The sequence below is a fragment of the Dehalococcoidales bacterium genome (genome assembly GCA_041652735.1).
GTDB lineage: Bacteria > Chloroflexota > Dehalococcoidia > Dehalococcoidales > RBG-16-60-22 > RBG-13-51-18.
The window spans coordinates 39,000-57,557 of record JBAZGT010000006.1 but is presented as its reverse complement, the minus strand read 5'-3'; the positions used below and the strand labels follow the sequence as shown (position 1 = coordinate 57,557).

Below are 18,558 nucleotides of genomic sequence, written 5' to 3'. Positions count from 1 at the left end.
AGGTATGAGGGGATGTAACGGAACTCACCCCTCTGTGTCGCCCTCTCCGTTGACAGAGAGGGCGAGGGGGGAAGGGGAGAATGGCGGATTCTTCGCTGCATTCAGCATGACAATGAGGGTCAGGTCTATCTCTTATACAGCCACTTGCGGAAGACATAGCGGCTCAAGACCGGCATCACGGCGTAGGAGAGGATAACCACCAGCAGCCCGGCCACTAAAATACTTTCTATGTAGAAATTGATATCGAAGATCCAGCCCAGCAGCGGCACGATGATGATGGACAGCACGTAAACCGCCAGAAAGGTCACGATGGACATTTTCCAGCGGGGAGGCGTTTCCAGCTCCGGGCATTCCGGGATAGAGAACCACGTTTCCAGCCCGGTGGCCATCTGGCGCACGGAGCGGGAGAAGGCGTCCGCCTCGTGGGTGAGCTTCTGGCGCACGTAAGAGGTCTCCCAGATGTGCATGGACTTTTCGTCCGCGAACTGCATGACGAGATGGTGCAGCCCCGTTTTACCCGGCTCCGGGATAAGCAGGGTCACCCCGATATTGCCGGGGGCTTCCCGGGCCGCCGCCACCAGCTGCCGCACCCAGCTATCATAGTCGCTCTCATGTCCCGGAAATACCGTGCGGCTGACGACGATGGTAACCGATTTTTTCCCGGTGGCTACAACTGTATCGTTTTCCATGGGCTGACCTCCCGCCATAAAAATGAGCCGTACTTTCTTTTCATATTAATTATAAAGCTCCGGAGGATAAAAAATCATGATATTTGTCTCATTATGATAACTTAACATAAGCCAAAGGGCAAGTCAAAAAAGGGCGTACCAATAGAAATCACGGCGCGGGGGGTGGTAGAATGGTGGGGGAAATATACATAAAAAGAGGTTAGCCATGACCGCACCCGTCAGAGTCCGTTTCGCGCCCAGCCCCACCGGCTTCGTCCACGCCGGCAACATCCACACGGCAATCTTCGATTATCTGCTGGCCAGGCATACCGGCGGCCGGTTCATCCTCCGCATCGAGGATACGGACACGGAACGCAAGGAAGAGGGCGCCATAGAGTACATGATGGATGCGCTCAAGTGGCTGGGGCTGGACTGGGATGAGGGGCCGGACGTAGGCGGGCCTTACGGGCCCTATGTACAGAGCCAGCGGCTGCCCCTCTATAAAGAAGCCGCGGAAAAGCTGGTGGCGCAGGGCAACGCCTATTACTGCTATTGCTCCCCGGAGCGCCTGGAAGCGATGCGCAAAGACCAGGAGGCGCGCAAACAGCCGCCGGGCTACGACCGCCTTTGCCGCGAGCTGACGGCCGAAGAGCGGGCGGCCAGAGAAGCACAGGGCATCAAGCCGGTGGTGCGCTTTAAAGTGCCGGACGAGGGGCAGTCCGGATTCCACGACATTATCTACGGCGACGTGGTCTTTGAGAACAAGAACATCGACGACTTTATCATGCTGAAGTCGGACGGCTTTCCCACCTATCACCTGGCCAACGTCGTCGACGACCACGCCATGAAGATAAGTCATGTGATACGGGGGGAGGAGTGGATATCCAGCACGCCGCGGCACCTGCTGATGTACCGGGCGTTCGGATATGACCATCCGGAATACATCCATATGCCGGTAATCGTGGGGGCGGACCGGGCCAAGCTGAGCAAAAGGCGCGGCGCCATTTCCATCCTGCAATACCGGGATATGGGCTATTTGCCGGAAGCCATGTTCAATTTCCTGGTGCTGATAGGATGGTCGCTGGACGACAAGACGGAAATCATGACGCGCCAGCAGATGATAGAAAACTACTCCATCGAACGGATGGGAAAGACGGCGGCCGCTTTCAACCAGGAGAAGCTGGACTGGATGAACGGGGTGTACATGCGCGGACTGACGGCGGAGGACTTCACCAGGCGGGCGATGCCGTTCCTGGAAAAAGACCTGCCGGCCGGTATAACGCGACCGCTGGACACGGCATACCTGCGCCAAGTATTGCCGCTGGTACAGGAGCGGGCCAGGAAACTCACCGAAATCCCCGCCCTGGTGAAATTCTTTTTTATAGAAAATCTGGAGTACGACCCGGCGCTGCTGATAGCCAAGAACATGACGGCGGAAAGCACTCTGAAAGCGCTCGAAGCGGCTTTACCCCGGCTGGAAAAGCTGGAGCCCTACGATGACGCCGGGCTGGAGGCTTTGCTCCGCCCCCTGGCGGAGGAGCTGGGGATAAAGGCGGGGCAGCTTTTCAGCGCGCTGCGCACGGCGGTGAGCGGGGAGACAGCCACGCCGCCCCTTTTCCAGATGATGACGGCGATGGGGAAAGAGCGGTGCGTTAAAAGGATACGGGAAGCGATGGGGAAGCTGAGGGCGTAGCAATAACCAAATAATTATTTTTTGAATTATTGAATAATAGGATTATTTGGGGACTTGTTTCCCGGTTACCGGTTACCAGGGGGAGGTGAATACGGGAGGGGGAACCATGGGTCCACTGTCCGGCTATAAAATCCTCGATTGTACCGACGCCAAAGGCACGCTTTGCGTGAAAACGCTGGCGGGCATGGGGGCGGCGGTAAAGCGCGTAGGCCCGGAAACGCTGCGGGAAGCCGTCAAGACCGCCGATATTTTAGTAGAGACCGGCGCGCCGGGGTACCCGGGGGAAAAGGGGTTGGGCTATAAAGACCTGGAGAAAATCAATCCCGGCCTGATCATGGCGTCCATTACGCCTTTCGGGCAGGGGGGGCCGTATCAAGATTTTAAAGCGTCCGACCTTACCCTGCAAGCCATGGGCGGGTGGCTGTCCGTTACCGGGGAGGCTGACGCGCCGCTAAAGCTCTACGGCAGCCAGGCCTACTACACCGCCGGGCTGTTCGCGGCTAACGGGATTTTGCTGGCGCTGCGGCACCGCCGGGAGACGGGACGGGGGCAGCACATAGATATCTCCATCATGGAATGCGCGGCGGCCACGCTGGACCAGGTGCCGGTGCGCTATTTTTACCAGGGGATAGTGTCCGGGCGGCGGGGCAGCCGGCACTGGAATAACGCTTTCGATATCTTCCGCTGCCGGGACGGCTACATACTGCTTTCCCTCCAACTGAACTGGGAAACGCTGGCGGAATGGCTCGACGCCGAGGGCATGGCGGAAGACCTGGCGGAGGCGAGGTGGGGGGACAGGGCAGAACGCGACCGCCATATCGAACACATCGTGGAGGTGCTGGGGAAGTGGACTTTAACGCACGGGGTCAAGGAGCTGGCGGAGAAGGGGCAGCTGATGCATTTCCCCTGGGCGGAGGTGGTATCCGAAAATCATGCGGGAGCGGAGGCCGTTTAGCCGTCGCTCCTGGTGAAACTATCGCACCATAATATCAAGGCGGCATCACCTTGCGACAAGCTCAAGGCGAGCGGATGGCGAAATGATATTTACAGGCTAAACGACCTTAAAGAGACTAAATCGAACAATGAATAAAAAAGGCGAAATGTCCACCCTGAAAGCCTGGCTGATAGTGCTGGCGTCGCTAATCGACGATATCGCGGTACTGGCGCTAATATTCATGGGGCTGTGGCTCTTTCACGTTAAAGTTACCTGGCCGCTCATCCTGATAATAGCGCTGCTGATGGCCGTTTTCGTCTTCATCATGCATAAAGCGGTGATTCCGGCCCTGCGCCGCAGAAAAGTGAACGGCGCGGAGGGGATGATAGGCATGACCGGCCGGGTGACGGAGGCGCTGCATCCTGCCGGCACGGTGAAAATCAAGGACGAATACTGGCAGGCGGCCGCGGCAGAAGGGGAGATAGAAACCGGCGCGATGGTGGAGGTAACGAAAATAAACGGTCTGCGGCTGGAGGTTAAAAGGAAAGAACCATGACCGACTACGAGCCGGGGTATATAGCGTTATACCGCTCCGGGGAGCTGGAGCGGCGGGCTAAAGTGCTGGAGGCGAGGCTGGGGGCCTGCGATATCTGCCCCCGGGAGTGCCGGGCCAATCGACTGAAAGGCGGAGTGGGGCACTGCTACGCCGGGCTTTTACCCATCGTGTCCTCTGTCTGCGCCCATAACGGGGAGGAGCCGGTGCTTTCCGGCACGCACGGCTCCGGGGCGATATTCTTCGGCAACTGCAACATGCGCTGCGTTTACTGCCAGAACTACCAGATAAGCCAGGACCATAAAACGCAAAGGAAGAACCAGGTAACGGCGGCGGAACTGGCGGAGAAAATGCTCTATCTCCAGGACGAGCTGCATTGCCACAACATCAACCTGGTGACGCCGTCACACTTCGTGCCGCAGATAGTACAGGCGGTATTGGAGACCGTCCCTAAAGGGCTACGCCTGCCGCTGGTCTATAACACCAGCAGCTACGATTCGCTGAAAACTCTTAAAGAGCTGGACGGCATAGTCAGCATCTACCTGGCGGACATACGCTACGCCTCTAACGATTTGGGGCGGAAATACTCGCGGGCGCGGAACTACGCCGATCACGCCCGGGCGGCGATTAGCGAGATGCAGCGGCAGGTCGGCGATTTGGTCGTCGATGATGAGGGCATCGCGCAAAAAGGGCTTATCGTCCGCCACCTGATACTGCCCAACGACATCGCCGGGAGCGGGGAATCATTAAGGTGGCTGGTGAAAGAGGTATCGCCCCAAGTGGCGGTCAGCGTGATGTCCCAGTACTATCCCGCCCACCGCGCCGACAAATATAAAGCGCTGAACCGGAAAATAAACCCGGAGGAATACGCGGCGGTGGCCGGGCTGGTGGAGGAACTAGGCATAGAGAACGGGTGGATGCAGGAACTGGACGCGGCGGAAAATTACCGGCCGGACTTCACGGACGAAGAACCATTCGAGGGCAAGAGAAAAAGGGAGAGGAGGCGGTAAAAAGCGCCGGTTACTTTCTCTTGCGCTTGGTGAAACCGAAGGTTATCTTGAGACCGTTCAGCTTGTCTTTCTTGTTGATGTTCTCCATGAAGGTCTTGAGGTCTTTGGAGGGTTTATCAGCTTTAGCGGCTTTGGCAGTCATTTCAATATCCTTAACAGTTATCTTATTTCAGGATTTTATTATAGCATAAGCGGCAGGCATAAAGCCAGACGGGGAAAGATACCTCACCCCCTTTAGTTCCCCCCGCCGGCCAAAGCCTTGTACTGAATAGAATATGAAAACTAAATCCATTCTCCATAACGTCCGCGTCCTGGACTTTACCCGGGTGCTGGCGGGGCCTTACGCCACGCGGCTGCTGGGGGACTTCGGGGCGGAGGTGATTAAAGTACAGCGGCCGGGCACGCCCGCGGATGAGGACGCCTTTGCCCGCGGCTACTATAACACCTGGAACCGCAACAAGCGGAGCATCACGCTGGACTTAAACAAGCCGGAAGGCCTGGCGCTGGCGAAAAAGCTGGCGGGCATCAGCGACGCCGTTATCGAGAACTTTACCCCCCGCGTCATGGAAAACTGGGGGCTGGACTACACCAGCCTTAAAAAGATAAAGTCGGACATCATCATGGTTAGCATGTCCGCCATGGGGCGGCAAAGCCCGCGGCGGGACTATACCGGCTACGCGCCGACGGTCCACGCGCTTGCCGGGCTGACGGGGCGCATGGCTTTGCCCGGCGGGCCGCCGCTGGGGCCGGGGTTCTCTTACGCCGACCATATAGCCGGGCTGTACGCGTCCCTGGGGCTGCTGGGCGCGCTGGAGGAACGGACGAAAACGGGGGAGGGGCAGTACCTGGATATCTCCGAGGTTGATGTAATGCGCGGCCTGCTGACCGACGAGGAAGCGCCGTCCGCGCCGAATAATATATACCCCTGCCGGGACGGCGGCTGGTGCGCCGCGGCCGTTTTCACGGAGGAGGAGTGGCGGGGACTAAAGCGGGCGCTGGGGAGTCCGGGGTGGGCGGAGGACGCGCAATTCTCCACGGCGGAGGGACGGCGGGAAAACCGGGCGGAGCTGGACGGGCTGATAAGCGTCTGGACGCGGGAACACACCGCGAACGAAGTAATGAGCCTTTTACAGGCCAACGGAGCGGCCGCCGGCAAGGTGCAGGACGCGGCGGACCTGGCCAAAGACCCGCAACTAAAAGCGCGGGGTTTTTTTATTCAGGGGGATGTTTTGACCGATGCTTCCCCCATCAGGATGGGGAGGGGCGGGGCGGAATATGAGCGACCGGCGCCGGCGCCCGGACAGGACAACGACTACGTCTACGGCAAGCTGCTGGGCTTGAGCGCCGGGGAAATCAGCGCGCTCAAGAATAAGGGCGTAATATAGGCAGGTAAACCTCACCCCCTTTAGTTCCCTCTCTCCGTCGACGGAGAGGGGGCTAGGAGGAGAGGAAAGCACCGGCCATTGACGGCCAAGGGGGGAGACTACTAGAATAGCAGGAGCGACGGGCAAGGGGGCTTTACGATGAAATATATCTGGGCGCCATGGCGCATCGAGTATATCCGGGCGGCCAAACCGGCGGGGTGCATCCTGTGCGATAAACCCGCCGAGGACAAGGACGCGGAGAACTATATTCTCTACCGGGGCAAGCACAACTTTATCATGCTGAACGCTTATCCCTATAACCCCGGTCATTTATTGATTGCGCCTTACCGCCATACCGCCAACCTGGAAGAGCTTACGGATGCGGAAAGGAACGAGCACTACAAGCTGGTGAGCCGGGGGGTGGTGGTGATGAAAGAAGCCTTCAATCCGGCCGGTTTCAACATCGGGGCGAACCTGGGCAGAGTGGCGGGAGCCGGCATCGACGACCATTTTCACAGCCATATCGTGCCGCGGTGGCAGGGGGACAGCAACTATATCACCGTGCTGGGCGACGTACGGGTGATACCCCAGGCGCTGGCGGACACCTATAAATCACTGGCGGGCAAGTTCTAGTCCGGTAAATCCCAGGCAGCGCTATCCGGCGTGGCTTCCGCATTCAGGGGCAGGGTAAAGAAACAGCGCGTTCCCACGCCCTCTTCACTCTCAATCCATATCCGGCCGCCGTGCGCCGTAATCAAAGCCTTGCACATGGGCAGGCCCAGTCCGGCGCCGGGCACGGCGGATTTTTGCCGGCGCGGCGCGTTGAATATCCTCTCGAAAATGTGCGGCAAATCATCTTTGGGGATGCCGATACCGCAGTCGGCCACGGTGAACAGCATTTCCTCCCCGGACCTGCGGACGGACAGGGTGATTTCCACGCCGGGCCGGGAGTACTTGACGGCGTTATCCAGCACATTGTCCAGCACCTGCCGGATACGCTGGACGTCCGCGTTAACGCGAGGGAGGCGGGGAGTGATGTCCTGGACGAAAGAATAGCCGGGCGACTCTTTCCTGGCCTGGCTGAGGGCACTTTTACACAACTGGGAGACATTAACCGAAGTTTTCCGGATAGACAGCATGCCGGCGCCCATGCGGGACATTTCTATTAACTGTTCGATTAGCTCGACCAGGCGGTCGGTGTTTTTATCGATAGTCTCCAGGTACCCCCTTTTTTCCGGGGACTTAAGGCGGTTACCGTAGTCCAGCAGCATGGTGGCAAAGCCCTTGATGCTGGCCAGCGGCGTGCGCAGCTCATGGGAAACATTAGCCAGCAGCTCGGAGCGGAGACGGTCTACCTCTTTCAGGTTTTCCGCTTCCAGGACCTGCGCCCTCATGCGCTTGTAGTCGGTAATATCGTTGGTGACCACCAGCACGCAGATTTCACCTTCGTATTCTATCATCTCGGCGGAAAGAAGGTAGTTGCGCGTACCGCCGGACTTATTGCGGAAGACGTATTCCTGGTTTCTGATGCGGCCCTCTTGGCGCAGTATCTGCACGAAGTGCTCGCGGTCCTGACGGTCCAGCCAGATATTCAGTTCCAGGGAGGTCTTGCCGATGGCCTCCTCCCGGGTAAAGCCGAAAATAGCGGTGAAGCTTTCATTGACCTCCACGAAGCATCCGTCCGCGAATTTGTTGACCGAAATGGCCAGCGGACCGGCATGGAAAGCCTTGGAGAATTTTTCTTCTGATTGCCGCAGCGCCTGCTCGGCGCGCTTGCGCTCGGTAATATCAACCGAGACGCCGATAAGGCAGGGCTCCCCGCCGGTGGTGATAGGTTCAAAAGATATCAGCCAGGTGCGGATTTCCCCGGATTTGATACGGAAATCAAATTCAGCGTTTTGCACCCGGCCCTGTTTTTGCACGATTGCCATCATTCTAGCGCGGTCTTCCAGCGACGCCCAGATATTGACCGAGCGTGTGGTATGCCCGATAAGCTCTTTCCGGGAATAGCCGGTGGAAACGATATAGTTTTCATTTACGTCCACGTAGATGCCGTCTTTAAGCTTGGTGATGGCGATGGCCACCGGGCTGGTGTGAAACGCCATGGAAAACCGGTTCTCCGATTCCCGCAGCGCCTCTTTGGCCGTAACTTCCGCGGTAATATCGGTTATCACCAGAATCAGCCGGCACTGGCTGCCGATAGTGATGGTCTGAGCGGAGAACAGTCCGGTGCGGATGTCTCCGGATTTCATGCGGGACTTGATTTCCGCGTTGAACAAACCGCCGGTCTTGCGCAGGTTCGCATCCATCAGCCCGGAGTCCGCCGGGTTTACCCAGAGTTCCAGTTCCTCCGGCGTACGCCCGATAACCTCCTCCCGACTATAGCCGGTAAAGCGCAAAAAGCTGTCATTGACCTCGACGAACCTGGAGGCATCGATATCGATAAGGCCTACCGCAATCGGGCTCAGGTTAAACGCCTGGGAAAACTTTTCCTCAGATTCCCGCAGGGCCTGCTCCATTTTTTTACGGTCGGTCACGTCCAGGGACGAGGAAATCATGCACTCTTCCCCGCTGATATTGATGACCTCCGCGGAGAACAAAGTGGTCAGCAGACTGCCGGACCGGGAGCGGAAAACTATCTCTTCGTTGTAAATGCGCCCCCTTTCCGTCAGCAGGCGCAGTATTTTTTCACGGTCGTCCGGTTTTCCCCAGAGTCCCATCTCCTGGGCCGTACGGCCGATAAACTCCGCCGGTTTGTAGCCCGAGAAACGGGACTGCGTCTCATTGACGGCGACAAACTTGCCTTCCTTCAAGGTGGTGATGGCGATGGCCACCGGGCTGAAGCTGAACGCCTTGGAAAACTTTTCTTCCGATTCCCGCAGGGCCTGCTCCATTTTCTTGGATTCCGTGACATCCACGGCCACGGCAATCATACAGGCATCACCGTCAATGCTGATAATCTGCGCCGAGCACAGCCAGTGGCGGATTTCACCGGACCTGACGCGGAAAACAAACTCTTCGTTCCTAAAACTGCCGTGTTCATCCAGAATGCGGATCATTCTCTGCTGTTCTTCCGGATTGACGAAGAGGTTGCAGTCTTCCACGGTATGGCCGATCAGCTCTTCACGGCTGTAGCCGGTAATCTCCGCGAAGCTTTCATTCACCTCCAGGTATTTGCCTGTGGCGATGGAGGAGATGATAATCATATCCGGGCTGGAGAGGAAAGCCTTGTAAAACTTTTCCTCGGACTTGCTCAGCTCGTCTCCCGCCTGTTTGCGCTCCACCTCCGCGGCGGCCAGCACTTCAAGCTGACGGCGGGCTTCCTGAAGTTCATTAAGAAGCTGATTCCTGGTTTTTTGCGAATCTCTCATAGTCGTGTTTATCCGGGGGTACAACCGGGGAGGAGTCACACCAAGACATCCGGTATATATTTATCATTCGCCCGGCCGCCGGTAAACATACAAGAGCGGCGGCGAAATCATTACTGACCGCTTTTTGCCTTTAGCTGACTCCGGTTGGTACGGGGAGAGGGGGTCGAGAAGCAGGGGGTAACCGGGGATTTAAATTTAGGCGAATTTATTATAATACTTTGGCGGTGATTCCACAAATGGTAAGACGGGACGGTAAAAAACACTTGAAGTTTAGGCTTGCTGGTGACATAATGCACAGGATATACCCTAACGCCGAATACGGGGAAGGTTTTTCTTGGAAACTACCGCCCAGGTAATAGCATTTGTCGGCATTATCGTCTTTCCGGCGCACCTGTTTTCCGGTATTTTCCACCGCGCCGGGGACGCAAAAGAGAACCCGGAAATATTGCCGAAGAAAGAAAGCGGATAGCCATCAATCAAGGAGGATCCGGAAATGGACGTTATCGAGGCGATTAAGGCCAGAAAAAGCATCCGGGCATTCAAGCCCGACCCCGTGCCGCTGGACCTGCTGAAGAAAATCATGGAGGCGGCGCTGCGCGCGCCGTCCTGGGCGAATACCCAGCCCTGGGAGTTCGCCGTGGCGACGGGGAAGAAGCTCAAGATGATACAGGACGGCTTTATCAAGACAGGGATGCAGGACCCGCAATCGGAAGTCGCCCGCCCCTACGAGTTCCCCGAGCCTTACATGGGGCGTATCCGCGCTTTGCAGCCCAAAGACCGGAAGGAAATGACCCGGGAAGAGATGGAAGCCCGTTTCCTGGACAACTTCCGGCACTACGGCGCGCCGGTATGCATCTATCTATTGGTGGGCAGGAACTTCGTCTACCAGGCCAAGGGCGTCAACGTGTGGTCGCTGTACGACTGCGGTTCCGTGGTGCAGAACATCATGCTGCTGGCCACCAGCTACGGGCTGGGAACAATCGCGCAGGCGCAGGCGGTGGTCTATCCGGACATTATCCGTAAAGAGCTGGGCATACCGGCGGACAAGCTCATCGCGCTGGGGATAGCCATTGGCTACGAGGACAAGAAAAACCCGGTCAATAAAGAGCACCGGGACCGGGAGCCGCTGGACAAGATAGCCACGTTCCACGGGTTTTAGGGCGGGAAAGAGTTATTTCCGCCTGGCCCCGGCAGTAACCGCGGGTAGGTTGACATAAATAGTTGTAAACAGGCTGTTTCGTGTTGGGTTCCGCGGCGGGGGAGTTTTTTTACTTCCAGGCCGCCCTCTATAGCAAAGCCTGAACTACTTTGACACGTGCGGCGCAATGCACTATCATAAGAAAAATCCCACCGGTTTTCAGGAGGAAAGACGCATGGCTAAAGATCAGTTCGAGAAATACGTGGTAAGCAAGCCCCTTTACGAGTCCGGGGCGGGCTATAAAGGGCGGCAGAGTCCCGCCATGACTTTGCTGAGCCGCAAGCAGGTACCGGAAGCCAATACCTATGTAGAGGTAAGCTGGATAAAAGGCAAACCGGAGTCCAACCCTCATTCCGTCGAGCAGTCGCACGACTACGACGAGATTATTATTTACTGGGGGAGGGACTCGGCCAAGCCGCAGGTGCTGGGCGGGGAAATCGAGGCATACATCGGCGGGCAGCCGATAACCTTCAATACGACCACCGGCATCTTCATCCCCAAGGGCACGCCGCACGGGCCGTTTACCTGGAAGAAGTTCCAGGAGCCGCACCTGGAGATGTTCATGGTGCTGGGCACCGGCGACCCGCTGAAAGAGTGGGGCAAGGGCGGCAAAGCGGCTACCAAGCCGGCGCAAAAAGCGCCGTACGACTACGAGCAGTACGTGATACGCAGCCCGATGCGGGAATCCCCGGGGGCGATATCCGGGCAGGGGCGGCAGAGCCCCACCATGACCTACATGAGCGAGACCCAGATATCCGGCGTCAAGACCTACATCGAGTTCGGCTGGATATGGAAAATCACGGACACCATCCAGGAGATGAAGCACGATAACTTCGATGAAATCGTGATGCACATCGGCAACGACCCGGATAACCCGGAAGACCTGGGGGCGGATATGACCTTCGGGCTGGGCGGCGGGGAAAAGCGTTTCAATACCAACTACGCGATGTTCATCCCGCGGGGCATGGCCCACGGCCCGCTTATCTGGCACGAGGTACGGCGCCACCATATAGAGATGGCGATAATGCTGGGGGCGGGGACACTGAAAGAGGGGTGGGGGTTCGACCTGGGGGACATGACCCGGGCGCGGGCGGCCATAGCGCGGGGGGAAAAGGTACCGCTAATAAAGCGGCCGCCGGAACCGCCCAAGCCGTAGCGCGACCCGCTAAAAACATAGAGAAAGATTAACGGTAGGGCTGCCTGAAAAACGCCGGGCAGTCCTATTGTTTTTTCTTAACATTTGGTATATGATAGTTAATTGTCGTCCGGTTGATGACCGGGCGCGGAAAAATAACCAAGAATCAGAAAGATGAATTGATGATGCGGCAAAAAAATAGCGGGAGGCAGGCTGTATAAGGAAAAACCGGAGGCGGTTGTTTTTCTATCGATTATTGCCGTTGTGCCTTAGCGCGTTAACCGCCTGAGGCTTTTTTTTGCGCATTTTTCGTGTTTATAAAAGGGACATCACTTTGGATACGGTACAACGTAAAGAACAGGTCAGAAAGAGCTTAAAATACAGCGTCCTGGACGGCAGCGCCTGGGCCGCGATGATGGGGCTGACGCAGAGCTATGTCACGCCGCTGGCGCTGGAGATGAAAGCCACCACCAGCCAGGTGGGGCTGCTTTCCAGCATGCCGTCCCTGATGATGGCGCTCTCCCAGCTGCTGACGCCGGACCTATCCGAGCGGGCGGGGAGCCGCAAGGGCTTTATTTTGCCGGTGCTCTTCGGGCATGCCATCATGTTCATCCCCATCCTGCTGGTGCATTATATTTTCCATGATTCACCGGTATGGTGGCTTATCGGGTTCGTGACCATAAGCTCGGTGCTGGGGGCGGTCATCAATCCGGCCTGGGGCAGCATGATGGCGGACCTGGTGCCGGAGCAGCTGCGGGGCAGGTATTTCGCCTTCCGCGGCCGGATAACCGGCTTCATCACTCTGGTGTTCTTCTTCCTGGCGGGGGTGATACTGCAAGCATTTACGGACAGCGATATCTTCACCGGCTATGCCATACTCTTCGGGGGGGCGACGTTTTTCCGGCTGCTATCGCTCTACTTTTTGTCCCGCCAGTACGAGCCGGCGCAGGCGCAGGAGAAAGCGGACAGCCCCGGCCTGGTACAGCTCATCAAGGGCCTGGGTAATTCCACCCTGGGCAAGTTCACGCTGTACATCGCGCTCATCGACCTGTGCACCAACGTCTCGGCGCCGTTTTTCGCCGTTTTCATGCTGCGGGACCTGAACTTCAGCTATTTGCAGTTCGTGATGGTAAGCTCGACCGGCACCATAGCCAACCTGGTGTTCCTGCCCTTCTGGGGAAGCCGGGCGGACCGGGCGGGCAATATCCGGATTATCCAGATTACATCCATACTGCTGCCTTTCGTCCCGCTGCTCTGGCTGGTGAACACCAACGCCTATTACCTGATGGCCGCCAACGCCTTCAGCGGCTTCGTCTGGTCCGGCTACGGGCTTTCCGCGGTCAACTTCGTCTATGACGCTTCGCTGCCGGAAATCCGCACCAAGCAAATCGCCGTGTTCAACGCCGTGGACATGATTGCCTGCTGCATCGGGGCGCTGGCGGGCGGGTACATCACGCCCCACCTGCCGGTGCTGCTCGACTACCGCCTGCGCACCCTGTTCACGCTGTCCGGCCTGCTGCGGGCGGCGGTGGTGATTTTGCTGCTGCGCCGGATAAACGAGGTGCGGCAGGTGCCCAGGATGACGGCGCGGGAGCTGCTAATAGGGCGCAACGGGAAGCACTAGAGGGAAGCGGAGCGTTTAACGGCGGCGGCCTTTAGCCGGTGCGGAGGTTGCGGAAGATTTCACCCAGGGACGGCCGCTTGCCGTACATCAGCAGGTAGGTGCGGACTATCTTGGCGGTCAGCACCAGACCGCCGGCGATGCACCCCACCAGCACCACCATACTGGCGACTATCTGCCAGGCGGGCACGGCGGTGGAGCCCAGCCGCAGCATCAGGGTGACGGGGGCGGTGAGGGGGAAAATGGTCAGCGCTACCCAGGCCGGGCTGTTGGGGAAGAGCATGATGGTGGAGGAAAACCACAGAGGGCAGACGGCGCTGAGGGTGAAGATGGTGGCGATTTGCTGACCCTCACGGGCGGAGGGGCTGATAGCGCCGATAGCCGTGGAAATCATGGCGAACAGGAGATACCCCAGGATAAAGTAGATGATAAACAGGACGAAGAGGCTGGGGGGGATGCTCAGCGTGCTGAGGAACCCGCCGATGGACGAGGACGCCAGCCCCAGGATAAGCGGCGTAGAAATCATCCAGACCACCACCTGCAAAAGCCCGGCGGCGCCCAGGCCTAAAACCTTACCGATTATCAGCTGCCGCGCCGATACGGAGGAAAGCAGCACCTCGATGAGGCGGTTTTCTTTCTCGTCGCCCATGCCCTGAATCAGGTAGCTGGAAGAAAAGATAATGGAAAGGTCCAGCAGGATGCTGAAAATGGCCGGTATCATAAAGTTGCCGTAGCCGCCCTGCTCCGTTGACACATCACCGGTTTCCGTCAGCCTGATGCTGGCCATGCCCAGGGGGGCTTTCACCAAATCTATGGTGGCCGGCGGGACCTTGCCGGTCAGCAGGTTGCTGGTAAGGAAGCTCTTGACGGCAGAGACGGTGTCCGGCGGCAGCTCGAGCTGTTTTTCCAGCGTGTAATAATTGACAAAGCTGGTGGTGAGGTAGTCCGGCGTAATGACAAAATACCCCTTGATGTCCCCGAAGCCCATGGCTTTATTGGCGTCGGCAGGGGCGTCAAAAGGCACCAGGTCGATTTTTCCCTGGGTGGTAAACTGGTCGAACCCGCCCACGCCGTCCACGTAGCCGATGCGGGTAATTTCCTCCGAAGGCGTGACCGAGCGGGAGACTATCTGGTAGCCGACGATGCCCAGCAGAGCGATAAGGGGCACGATAAAGGTCATGATGATAAAGCCCTTGCGCATCAGCATGGCACGGAACTCGTGCTTGAAGATGAGCAGCGCTTTATTCACGGTCGTCCCCCACTACCTTGAGGAAGATTTCATTGAGGGGAGGGGTGGCAATTTCAAAGCGGTTGATGGTGATGCCGCTGGCCACCAGACGCTCCAGGAGCTGATTGGGGGTGGCGCTGTTATCCAGGACCAGCTCGATATAGCCCTTGTGCTGGCGTTTTTCCGTCACGCCCGGCAGCTCTCCCAGCTCACCCTCATAGTCCAGCAGGACGGCGTTGGCGCGGTAGCGGGACTTGATTTCCGCCAGGTCGCCGTAAAGCACGGCCTTGCCCTTGTTCACCATGAGAATGCGGTCGCTCATCTCTTCCACCTGGTTCATCTGGTGCAGGCTCAAGATCACCGCCTTGCCCCGGTTCCGCAGGTCTATGAGCATGGTCTTGATTAGTTCCGTGTTAATGGGGTCGAGGCCGGAGAACGGCTCGTCCAGGATTATCAGCGGCGGGTCATGGAGAATGGTCACGATGAACTGGATAATCTGGCTCATGCCCTTGCTCAGCTCATCAATTTTCTTGCGCTGGTTGACCAGCATATCCATCTGCGCCAGCAGTTTGGAGGCTTTGGCCGCGGCATCAGCGGGGTCCATGCCCTTGAGCGAGGCAAGGTAAACGATGGAGTCCATCACCCGCTGTTTTTTATAAAGCCCTCTTTCCTCCGGCAGATAGCCCAGGCTGTTCTTGGCGGCCTCGTCCAGCTGTTTGCCCAGGATTTTCACCTCGCCGGAGTCCGGCTTGATGATGTCCATCATCATTCTGATGGTGGTGGTCTTGCCGGCGCCGTTAGGACCGATTAAGCCGAAAATTTCACCCTGGCCGACGGAAAAGGAAAGGTCTGAAACGGCAACTTTGTCCGCGTAGGACTTGGAGACGTGATTGACTTCAACAGCGTTCATGTTAGTTGGAGATATTATAGCATTTACACGTGGGAATGGCTAGATGAGGGAGTAAAGAGAAGGGGAAAGGGGAAAGGGGAAAGGGGAAAGGGGAATAACCTCTCTCCCCGACCCTCTCTCCGCTGGCAGAGAGAGGGCGCTGGTGGGTAATAGTTTAGCGTTAATAGCAGGGAAGAGGGTGAGAAGGGATATGACCTCTCTCCCCGGCACTATCTCCGTTGGCAGAGAGAGGGCGCTGGTGGGGGAAAAGGGGGGTATCAGTCCTTCTTAAGCTTTTTGAACAGCGGGGAAGGCCACCAGCTCCAGCGTCCCAATAGCGCTACCAGCGAGGGCACCAGCAGCGCCCGCACCACGAAGGTATCCAGCAGCACGCCGATGGCGATGGCCGTGCCGATTTCCAGCACCATGGGGAAGGAGGAAATCATCAGGGTGGCGAAGGTGCCGGTCAGAATAACGCCGCAGGAGGTGATAACGCCGCCGGTATGGGCCACCGCCTCGTGGACGGCTTCCTTGATAGGCTTGGTCTCCGCTTCTTCGCGGATACGCGATACCAGGAAAATATTATAGTCCGCCCCCACCGCCGCCAGCAAGACGAAGACAATCACCGGCAGCATGTTGATGAGGTTGGCGTAATGAAAGATGTCCTGCAAAATCCAGGAGGTAATGCCCAGCGCGGCGCCGTAGTTAAAGAGCACCGTGGCCACCATGTAAAGCGGCGCCAGGATGCTGCGCAGCAGGATAATGATAACCAGCAGGATGCCGATGGTGGTGACTACAATCACAAGGGTAAAGTCCGTCTCGCTGGTCTGGAGCATATCCGCGTAAACGGCGGTGTCTCCGCCCACGTAGTAATTAACGTTTTCCAGGGTGGAGGCGGCCACGGCGGCGGCCACCGATTCCCTTATGGACGGCACCATTTCAGAGGCGGCGTCCGAATAGGGGTCGATATTGAGGACCAGACCGATTTTGGCCACCGTGCCGTCGGCGGAGAAATAGGCGGCTTTCAGCCAATCGACAAACGGGCCGCTGCCCTGGAGCTCGAACTCGCCGCCCAGGGTTGTTAGAGAGTCGGCGAGGTCATAGACCACCCCCTGGAGCTGGGAAAGCAGGGCGGGAACTTCCGCGGGCGCGGCGGCGCCTACCTGGTTGAGGAGGGGGGTAACGGTGGCCAGGTCCGTCATGGCGGCGGTAAAGGCGGGGCTCCGGGTGATGCCCTGGTACTGCAAGGCCAGCGCCTGCAAAGAATCGGAGATGGATGTCAGCGAGCTAAAGCCGCCGGCGTCAAACTGCGCCGGGGTGATCGTATCCCCCAGGGCGCGCACCTGGCCCCCGGAAGCGTTGAGCCGGGCGGCCGGGGCGGAGAAAGTGTCCACCCGGGCGAGGTCCTGGTTACCGCTCAAGGCACCGGCCATGCCCTCGATGCCCCGGAGGGAGGCATCGTCGAGTAAAGTGCCGTCCTTCGACTCTATCAGCAGCGTCAGCGGGGACAGCTCGCCCATGGCAAAGTGCTCCCGTATGGTATTCAGCCCTTTAGTGGCCTCGGCGTCCTTGGGCAGCTGGGTCAGGATGTTGGCGGACAGGGTGAAGTCCGGCATGGCGATATAGGGCAGGACCAGCAGCACGATAATGGGAATGCTTATCCATAGCGGGTGGCGGGAGATCCAGCCGCCTATCTGCGCCCAGCCGTATTTTCTTTGCTTGGTGGGGGCGGGCGGTTTCATCGAAGGCCAGAAGAGGTAGCGTCCGAAGATGGACATCAAAGCGGGCACCAGCGTCAGCCCGGCGATTAAGGTAATGGTGATGCCGATGGCCAGCGCCCAGCCGCTGGAGCGGGTCATGCCCAGGCGCGAGATGCTCAGACAGAGGAAAGCGATAATCACGGTAACGGCGCTGGCGAAGATAATAGGCCCGATGCGCTGCATGGTAGATACGATGCGCTTGGACCGGTCCTGTTCACCCAGGTTTTCCCGGAAGCGGGACATGATAAAGAGACAGTAATCCGTGCCTACCCCGAACATGGTGACCACCATGAAGACATCCGTCACCGTGGAGACGGATACGCCGGCATCCGCGATAAAGCCGATAATGCCGCGGGAAACCAGATAGCTTGCCCCGATAGCCAGCAGCGGCACGAAAGCCGCGATGGGGGAGCGGTAGACGATAAGCAGCAAGATAATGACCAGGATAATGGTGACCTGGGTGGTGCGGGCGATGGTCTTGTTCACGGACTCGAAGAGGTCCTGCAAAAAGCCGACGCTGCCGGTAAGGTAGAAACGGGTGCCGTCCTGCGGGGTAAACTGCTGGCGGATTTCTTTGACGGCCTGCTTGGCGGAGTCGTCCAGGGCGGTGGTGTTAAAGCCGACGTACAGCATCATGGTGGTGTTATCGGCGCTGACCAGCGAGGTACGCAGGGCGGCATTATCGTACACGGAGACAACGCTTTCCACCGCCGCGGGCTTCTGCGCCGAAATAAGCCAGTCCCGCAAATCTTTCGCCCGCGCTTCATCCGCCTGGCCGAGGCCGTTTTCGTTATAGACCACGATAATGGCGGTGCTGGAAGATGTCTCCGAGTAAGCGGGGAACTTGGCAGTCAGCAGGTCGCGCACGTGGGCGGACTCGGTCTTTTCCGGCAGGAACTGGCTCTGGTCGGTAACGCCGACCTCCTCCAGGCTGGGGGCGAAGAAAAAAAACAGCGCGGCGAGGATAACCCAGCCGGCCAGAATATAATACTTGTATTTGTGAGCGAAAAGGCTAAATCTGGAAAACATCGTTAATTAATATTATATTTCCCGTTAGTTACGATTGTCCATACCTTGAGCCGCTATGTGAATCTCAAAATTATCACAAGGTGAACGGTTTGAACGGAATGTACA

Annotated in this window: 16 protein-coding genes; 10 read left to right on the top strand and 6 right to left on the bottom strand. The window is 57.9% G+C overall.

Annotated features, from left to right (window positions below; genetic code table 11):
* Positions 1-125: 125 nt before the first annotated feature.
* A complete protein-coding gene (locus tag WC370_03615; GenBank protein ID MFA5308559.1) occupies positions 126-689 on the bottom strand; it encodes a hypothetical protein in 564 nt (187 codons plus the stop codon).
* Positions 690-894: 205 nt separating this feature from the next.
* Here WC370_03615 and gltX point away from each other — a divergent pair, with 205 nt between their 5' ends.
* From gltX to WC370_03595, 4 genes are all read left to right on the top strand, one after another.
* Positions 895-2,361, top strand: coding sequence for a glutamate--tRNA ligase (gene gltX, locus WC370_03610; GenBank protein ID MFA5308558.1), 1,467 nt, complete (start codon positions 895-897; stop codon positions 2,359-2,361).
* Positions 2,362-2,467: 106 nt separating this feature from the next.
* Entirely contained in the window at positions 2,468-3,316 is an 849-nt protein-coding gene (locus tag WC370_03605; GenBank protein ID MFA5308557.1) for a CoA transferase, read from the top strand.
* A 127-nt stretch (positions 3,317-3,443) separates the two neighbouring features.
* Positions 3,444-3,851, top strand: coding sequence for an NfeD family protein (locus WC370_03600; GenBank protein MFA5308556.1), 408 nt, complete (start codon positions 3,444-3,446; stop codon positions 3,849-3,851).
* Positions 3,848-4,858: a radical SAM protein gene (locus WC370_03595; protein ID MFA5308555.1), complete on the top strand. Its 1,011-nt coding sequence runs from the start codon at positions 3,848-3,850 to the stop codon at positions 4,856-4,858. The genes WC370_03600 and WC370_03595 overlap by 4 nt, the downstream gene beginning before the upstream one ends.
* 10 nt (positions 4,859-4,868) lie before the next feature.
* On the opposite strand, the gene WC370_03590 is transcribed toward WC370_03595, so the two are convergent.
* Complete coding sequence (locus tag WC370_03590) at positions 4,869-5,000, bottom strand: hypothetical protein (GenBank protein MFA5308554.1); 132 nt, start codon at positions 4,998-5,000, stop codon at positions 4,869-4,871.
* 133 nt (positions 5,001-5,133) lie between these two features.
* Between WC370_03590 and WC370_03585 the strand changes: the two genes are divergently transcribed.
* A complete protein-coding gene (locus WC370_03585; GenBank protein ID MFA5308553.1) occupies positions 5,134-6,243 on the top strand; it encodes a CoA transferase in 1,110 nt (369 codons plus the stop codon).
* 138 nt (positions 6,244-6,381) lie between these two features.
* Complete coding sequence (locus WC370_03580) at positions 6,382-6,855, top strand: HIT domain-containing protein (GenBank protein MFA5308552.1); 474 nt, start codon at positions 6,382-6,384, stop codon at positions 6,853-6,855.
* Here the strand turns inward: WC370_03580 and WC370_03575 are convergent.
* Positions 6,852-9,593 carry a PAS domain S-box protein gene (locus tag WC370_03575; GenBank protein MFA5308551.1) on the bottom strand — a complete coding sequence of 914 codons (2,742 nt, stop codon included), beginning with the start codon at positions 9,591-9,593 and terminating at the stop codon, positions 6,852-6,854. The genes WC370_03580 and WC370_03575 overlap by 4 nt on opposite strands.
* 334 nt (positions 9,594-9,927) lie before the next feature.
* Here WC370_03575 and WC370_03570 point away from each other — a divergent pair, with 334 nt between their 5' ends.
* The 4 genes from WC370_03570 to WC370_03555 all read left to right on the top strand — a co-directional run bounded on the left by WC370_03570 (position 9,928) and on the right by WC370_03555 (position 13,550).
* Complete coding sequence (locus WC370_03570) at positions 9,928-10,062, top strand: hypothetical protein (protein MFA5308550.1); 135 nt, start codon at positions 9,928-9,930, stop codon at positions 10,060-10,062.
* Between the two features lie 24 nt (positions 10,063-10,086).
* Positions 10,087-10,752 (top strand): nitroreductase, encoded by a 666-nt coding sequence (locus WC370_03565; protein MFA5308549.1) that lies wholly within the window; start codon positions 10,087-10,089, stop codon positions 10,750-10,752.
* Positions 10,753-10,966: 214 nt separating this feature from the next.
* Positions 10,967-11,947, top strand: coding sequence for a hypothetical protein (locus WC370_03560; protein ID MFA5308548.1), 981 nt, complete (start codon positions 10,967-10,969; stop codon positions 11,945-11,947).
* Positions 11,948-12,260: 313 nt separating this feature from the next.
* On the top strand, positions 12,261-13,550 hold the full coding sequence (locus WC370_03555; GenBank protein ID MFA5308547.1) for an MFS transporter: 1,290 nt from the start codon (positions 12,261-12,263) through the stop codon (positions 13,548-13,550).
* Between the two features lie 31 nt (positions 13,551-13,581).
* Here the strand turns inward: WC370_03555 and WC370_03550 are convergent, their stop codons facing one another.
* The 3 genes from WC370_03550 to WC370_03540 all read right to left on the bottom strand — a co-directional run bounded on the left by WC370_03550 (position 13,582) and on the right by WC370_03540 (position 18,453).
* Complete coding sequence (locus tag WC370_03550; protein ID MFA5308546.1) at positions 13,582-14,796, bottom strand: ABC transporter permease; 1,215 nt, start codon at positions 14,794-14,796, stop codon at positions 13,582-13,584.
* On the bottom strand, positions 14,789-15,685 hold the full coding sequence (locus WC370_03545) for an ATP-binding cassette domain-containing protein (protein MFA5308545.1): 897 nt from the start codon (positions 15,683-15,685) through the stop codon (positions 14,789-14,791). The genes WC370_03550 and WC370_03545 overlap by 8 nt, the downstream gene beginning before the upstream one ends.
* Before the next feature lie 257 nt (positions 15,686-15,942).
* Entirely contained in the window at positions 15,943-18,453 is a 2,511-nt protein-coding gene (locus WC370_03540) for an MMPL family transporter (GenBank protein ID MFA5308544.1), read from the bottom strand.
* Positions 18,454-18,558: the final 105 nt, after the last annotated feature.

Coding starts and splice junctions, on each gene's coding strand:
- WC370_03600 (MFA5308556.1), top strand. CDS start 3,444: ATGAATAAAAAAGGCGAAATGTCCACCCTGAAAGCCTGGCTGATAGTG.
- WC370_03595 (MFA5308555.1), top strand. CDS start 3,848: ATGACCGACTACGAGCCGGGGTATATAGCGTTATACCGCTCCGGGGAG.
- WC370_03540 (MFA5308544.1), bottom strand. CDS start 18,453: ATGTTTTCCAGATTTAGCCTTTTCGCTCACAAATACAAGTATTATATT.
- WC370_03545 (MFA5308545.1), bottom strand. CDS start 15,685: ATGAACGCTGTTGAAGTCAATCACGTCTCCAAGTCCTACGCGGACAAA.
- WC370_03580 (MFA5308552.1), top strand. CDS start 6,382: ATGAAATATATCTGGGCGCCATGGCGCATCGAGTATATCCGGGCGGCC.
- WC370_03615 (MFA5308559.1), bottom strand. CDS start 689: ATGGAAAACGATACAGTTGTAGCCACCGGGAAAAAATCGGTTACCATC.
- WC370_03565 (MFA5308549.1), top strand. CDS start 10,087: ATGGACGTTATCGAGGCGATTAAGGCCAGAAAAAGCATCCGGGCATTC.
- WC370_03575 (MFA5308551.1), bottom strand. CDS start 9,593: ATGAGAGATTCGCAAAAAACCAGGAATCAGCTTCTTAATGAACTTCAG.
- WC370_03590 (MFA5308554.1), bottom strand. CDS start 5,000: ATGACTGCCAAAGCCGCTAAAGCTGATAAACCCTCCAAAGACCTCAAG.
- WC370_03585 (MFA5308553.1), top strand. CDS start 5,134: ATGAAAACTAAATCCATTCTCCATAACGTCCGCGTCCTGGACTTTACC.
- WC370_03560 (MFA5308548.1), top strand. CDS start 10,967: ATGGCTAAAGATCAGTTCGAGAAATACGTGGTAAGCAAGCCCCTTTAC.
- gltX (MFA5308558.1), top strand. CDS start 895: ATGACCGCACCCGTCAGAGTCCGTTTCGCGCCCAGCCCCACCGGCTTC.
- WC370_03605 (MFA5308557.1), top strand. CDS start 2,468: ATGGGTCCACTGTCCGGCTATAAAATCCTCGATTGTACCGACGCCAAA.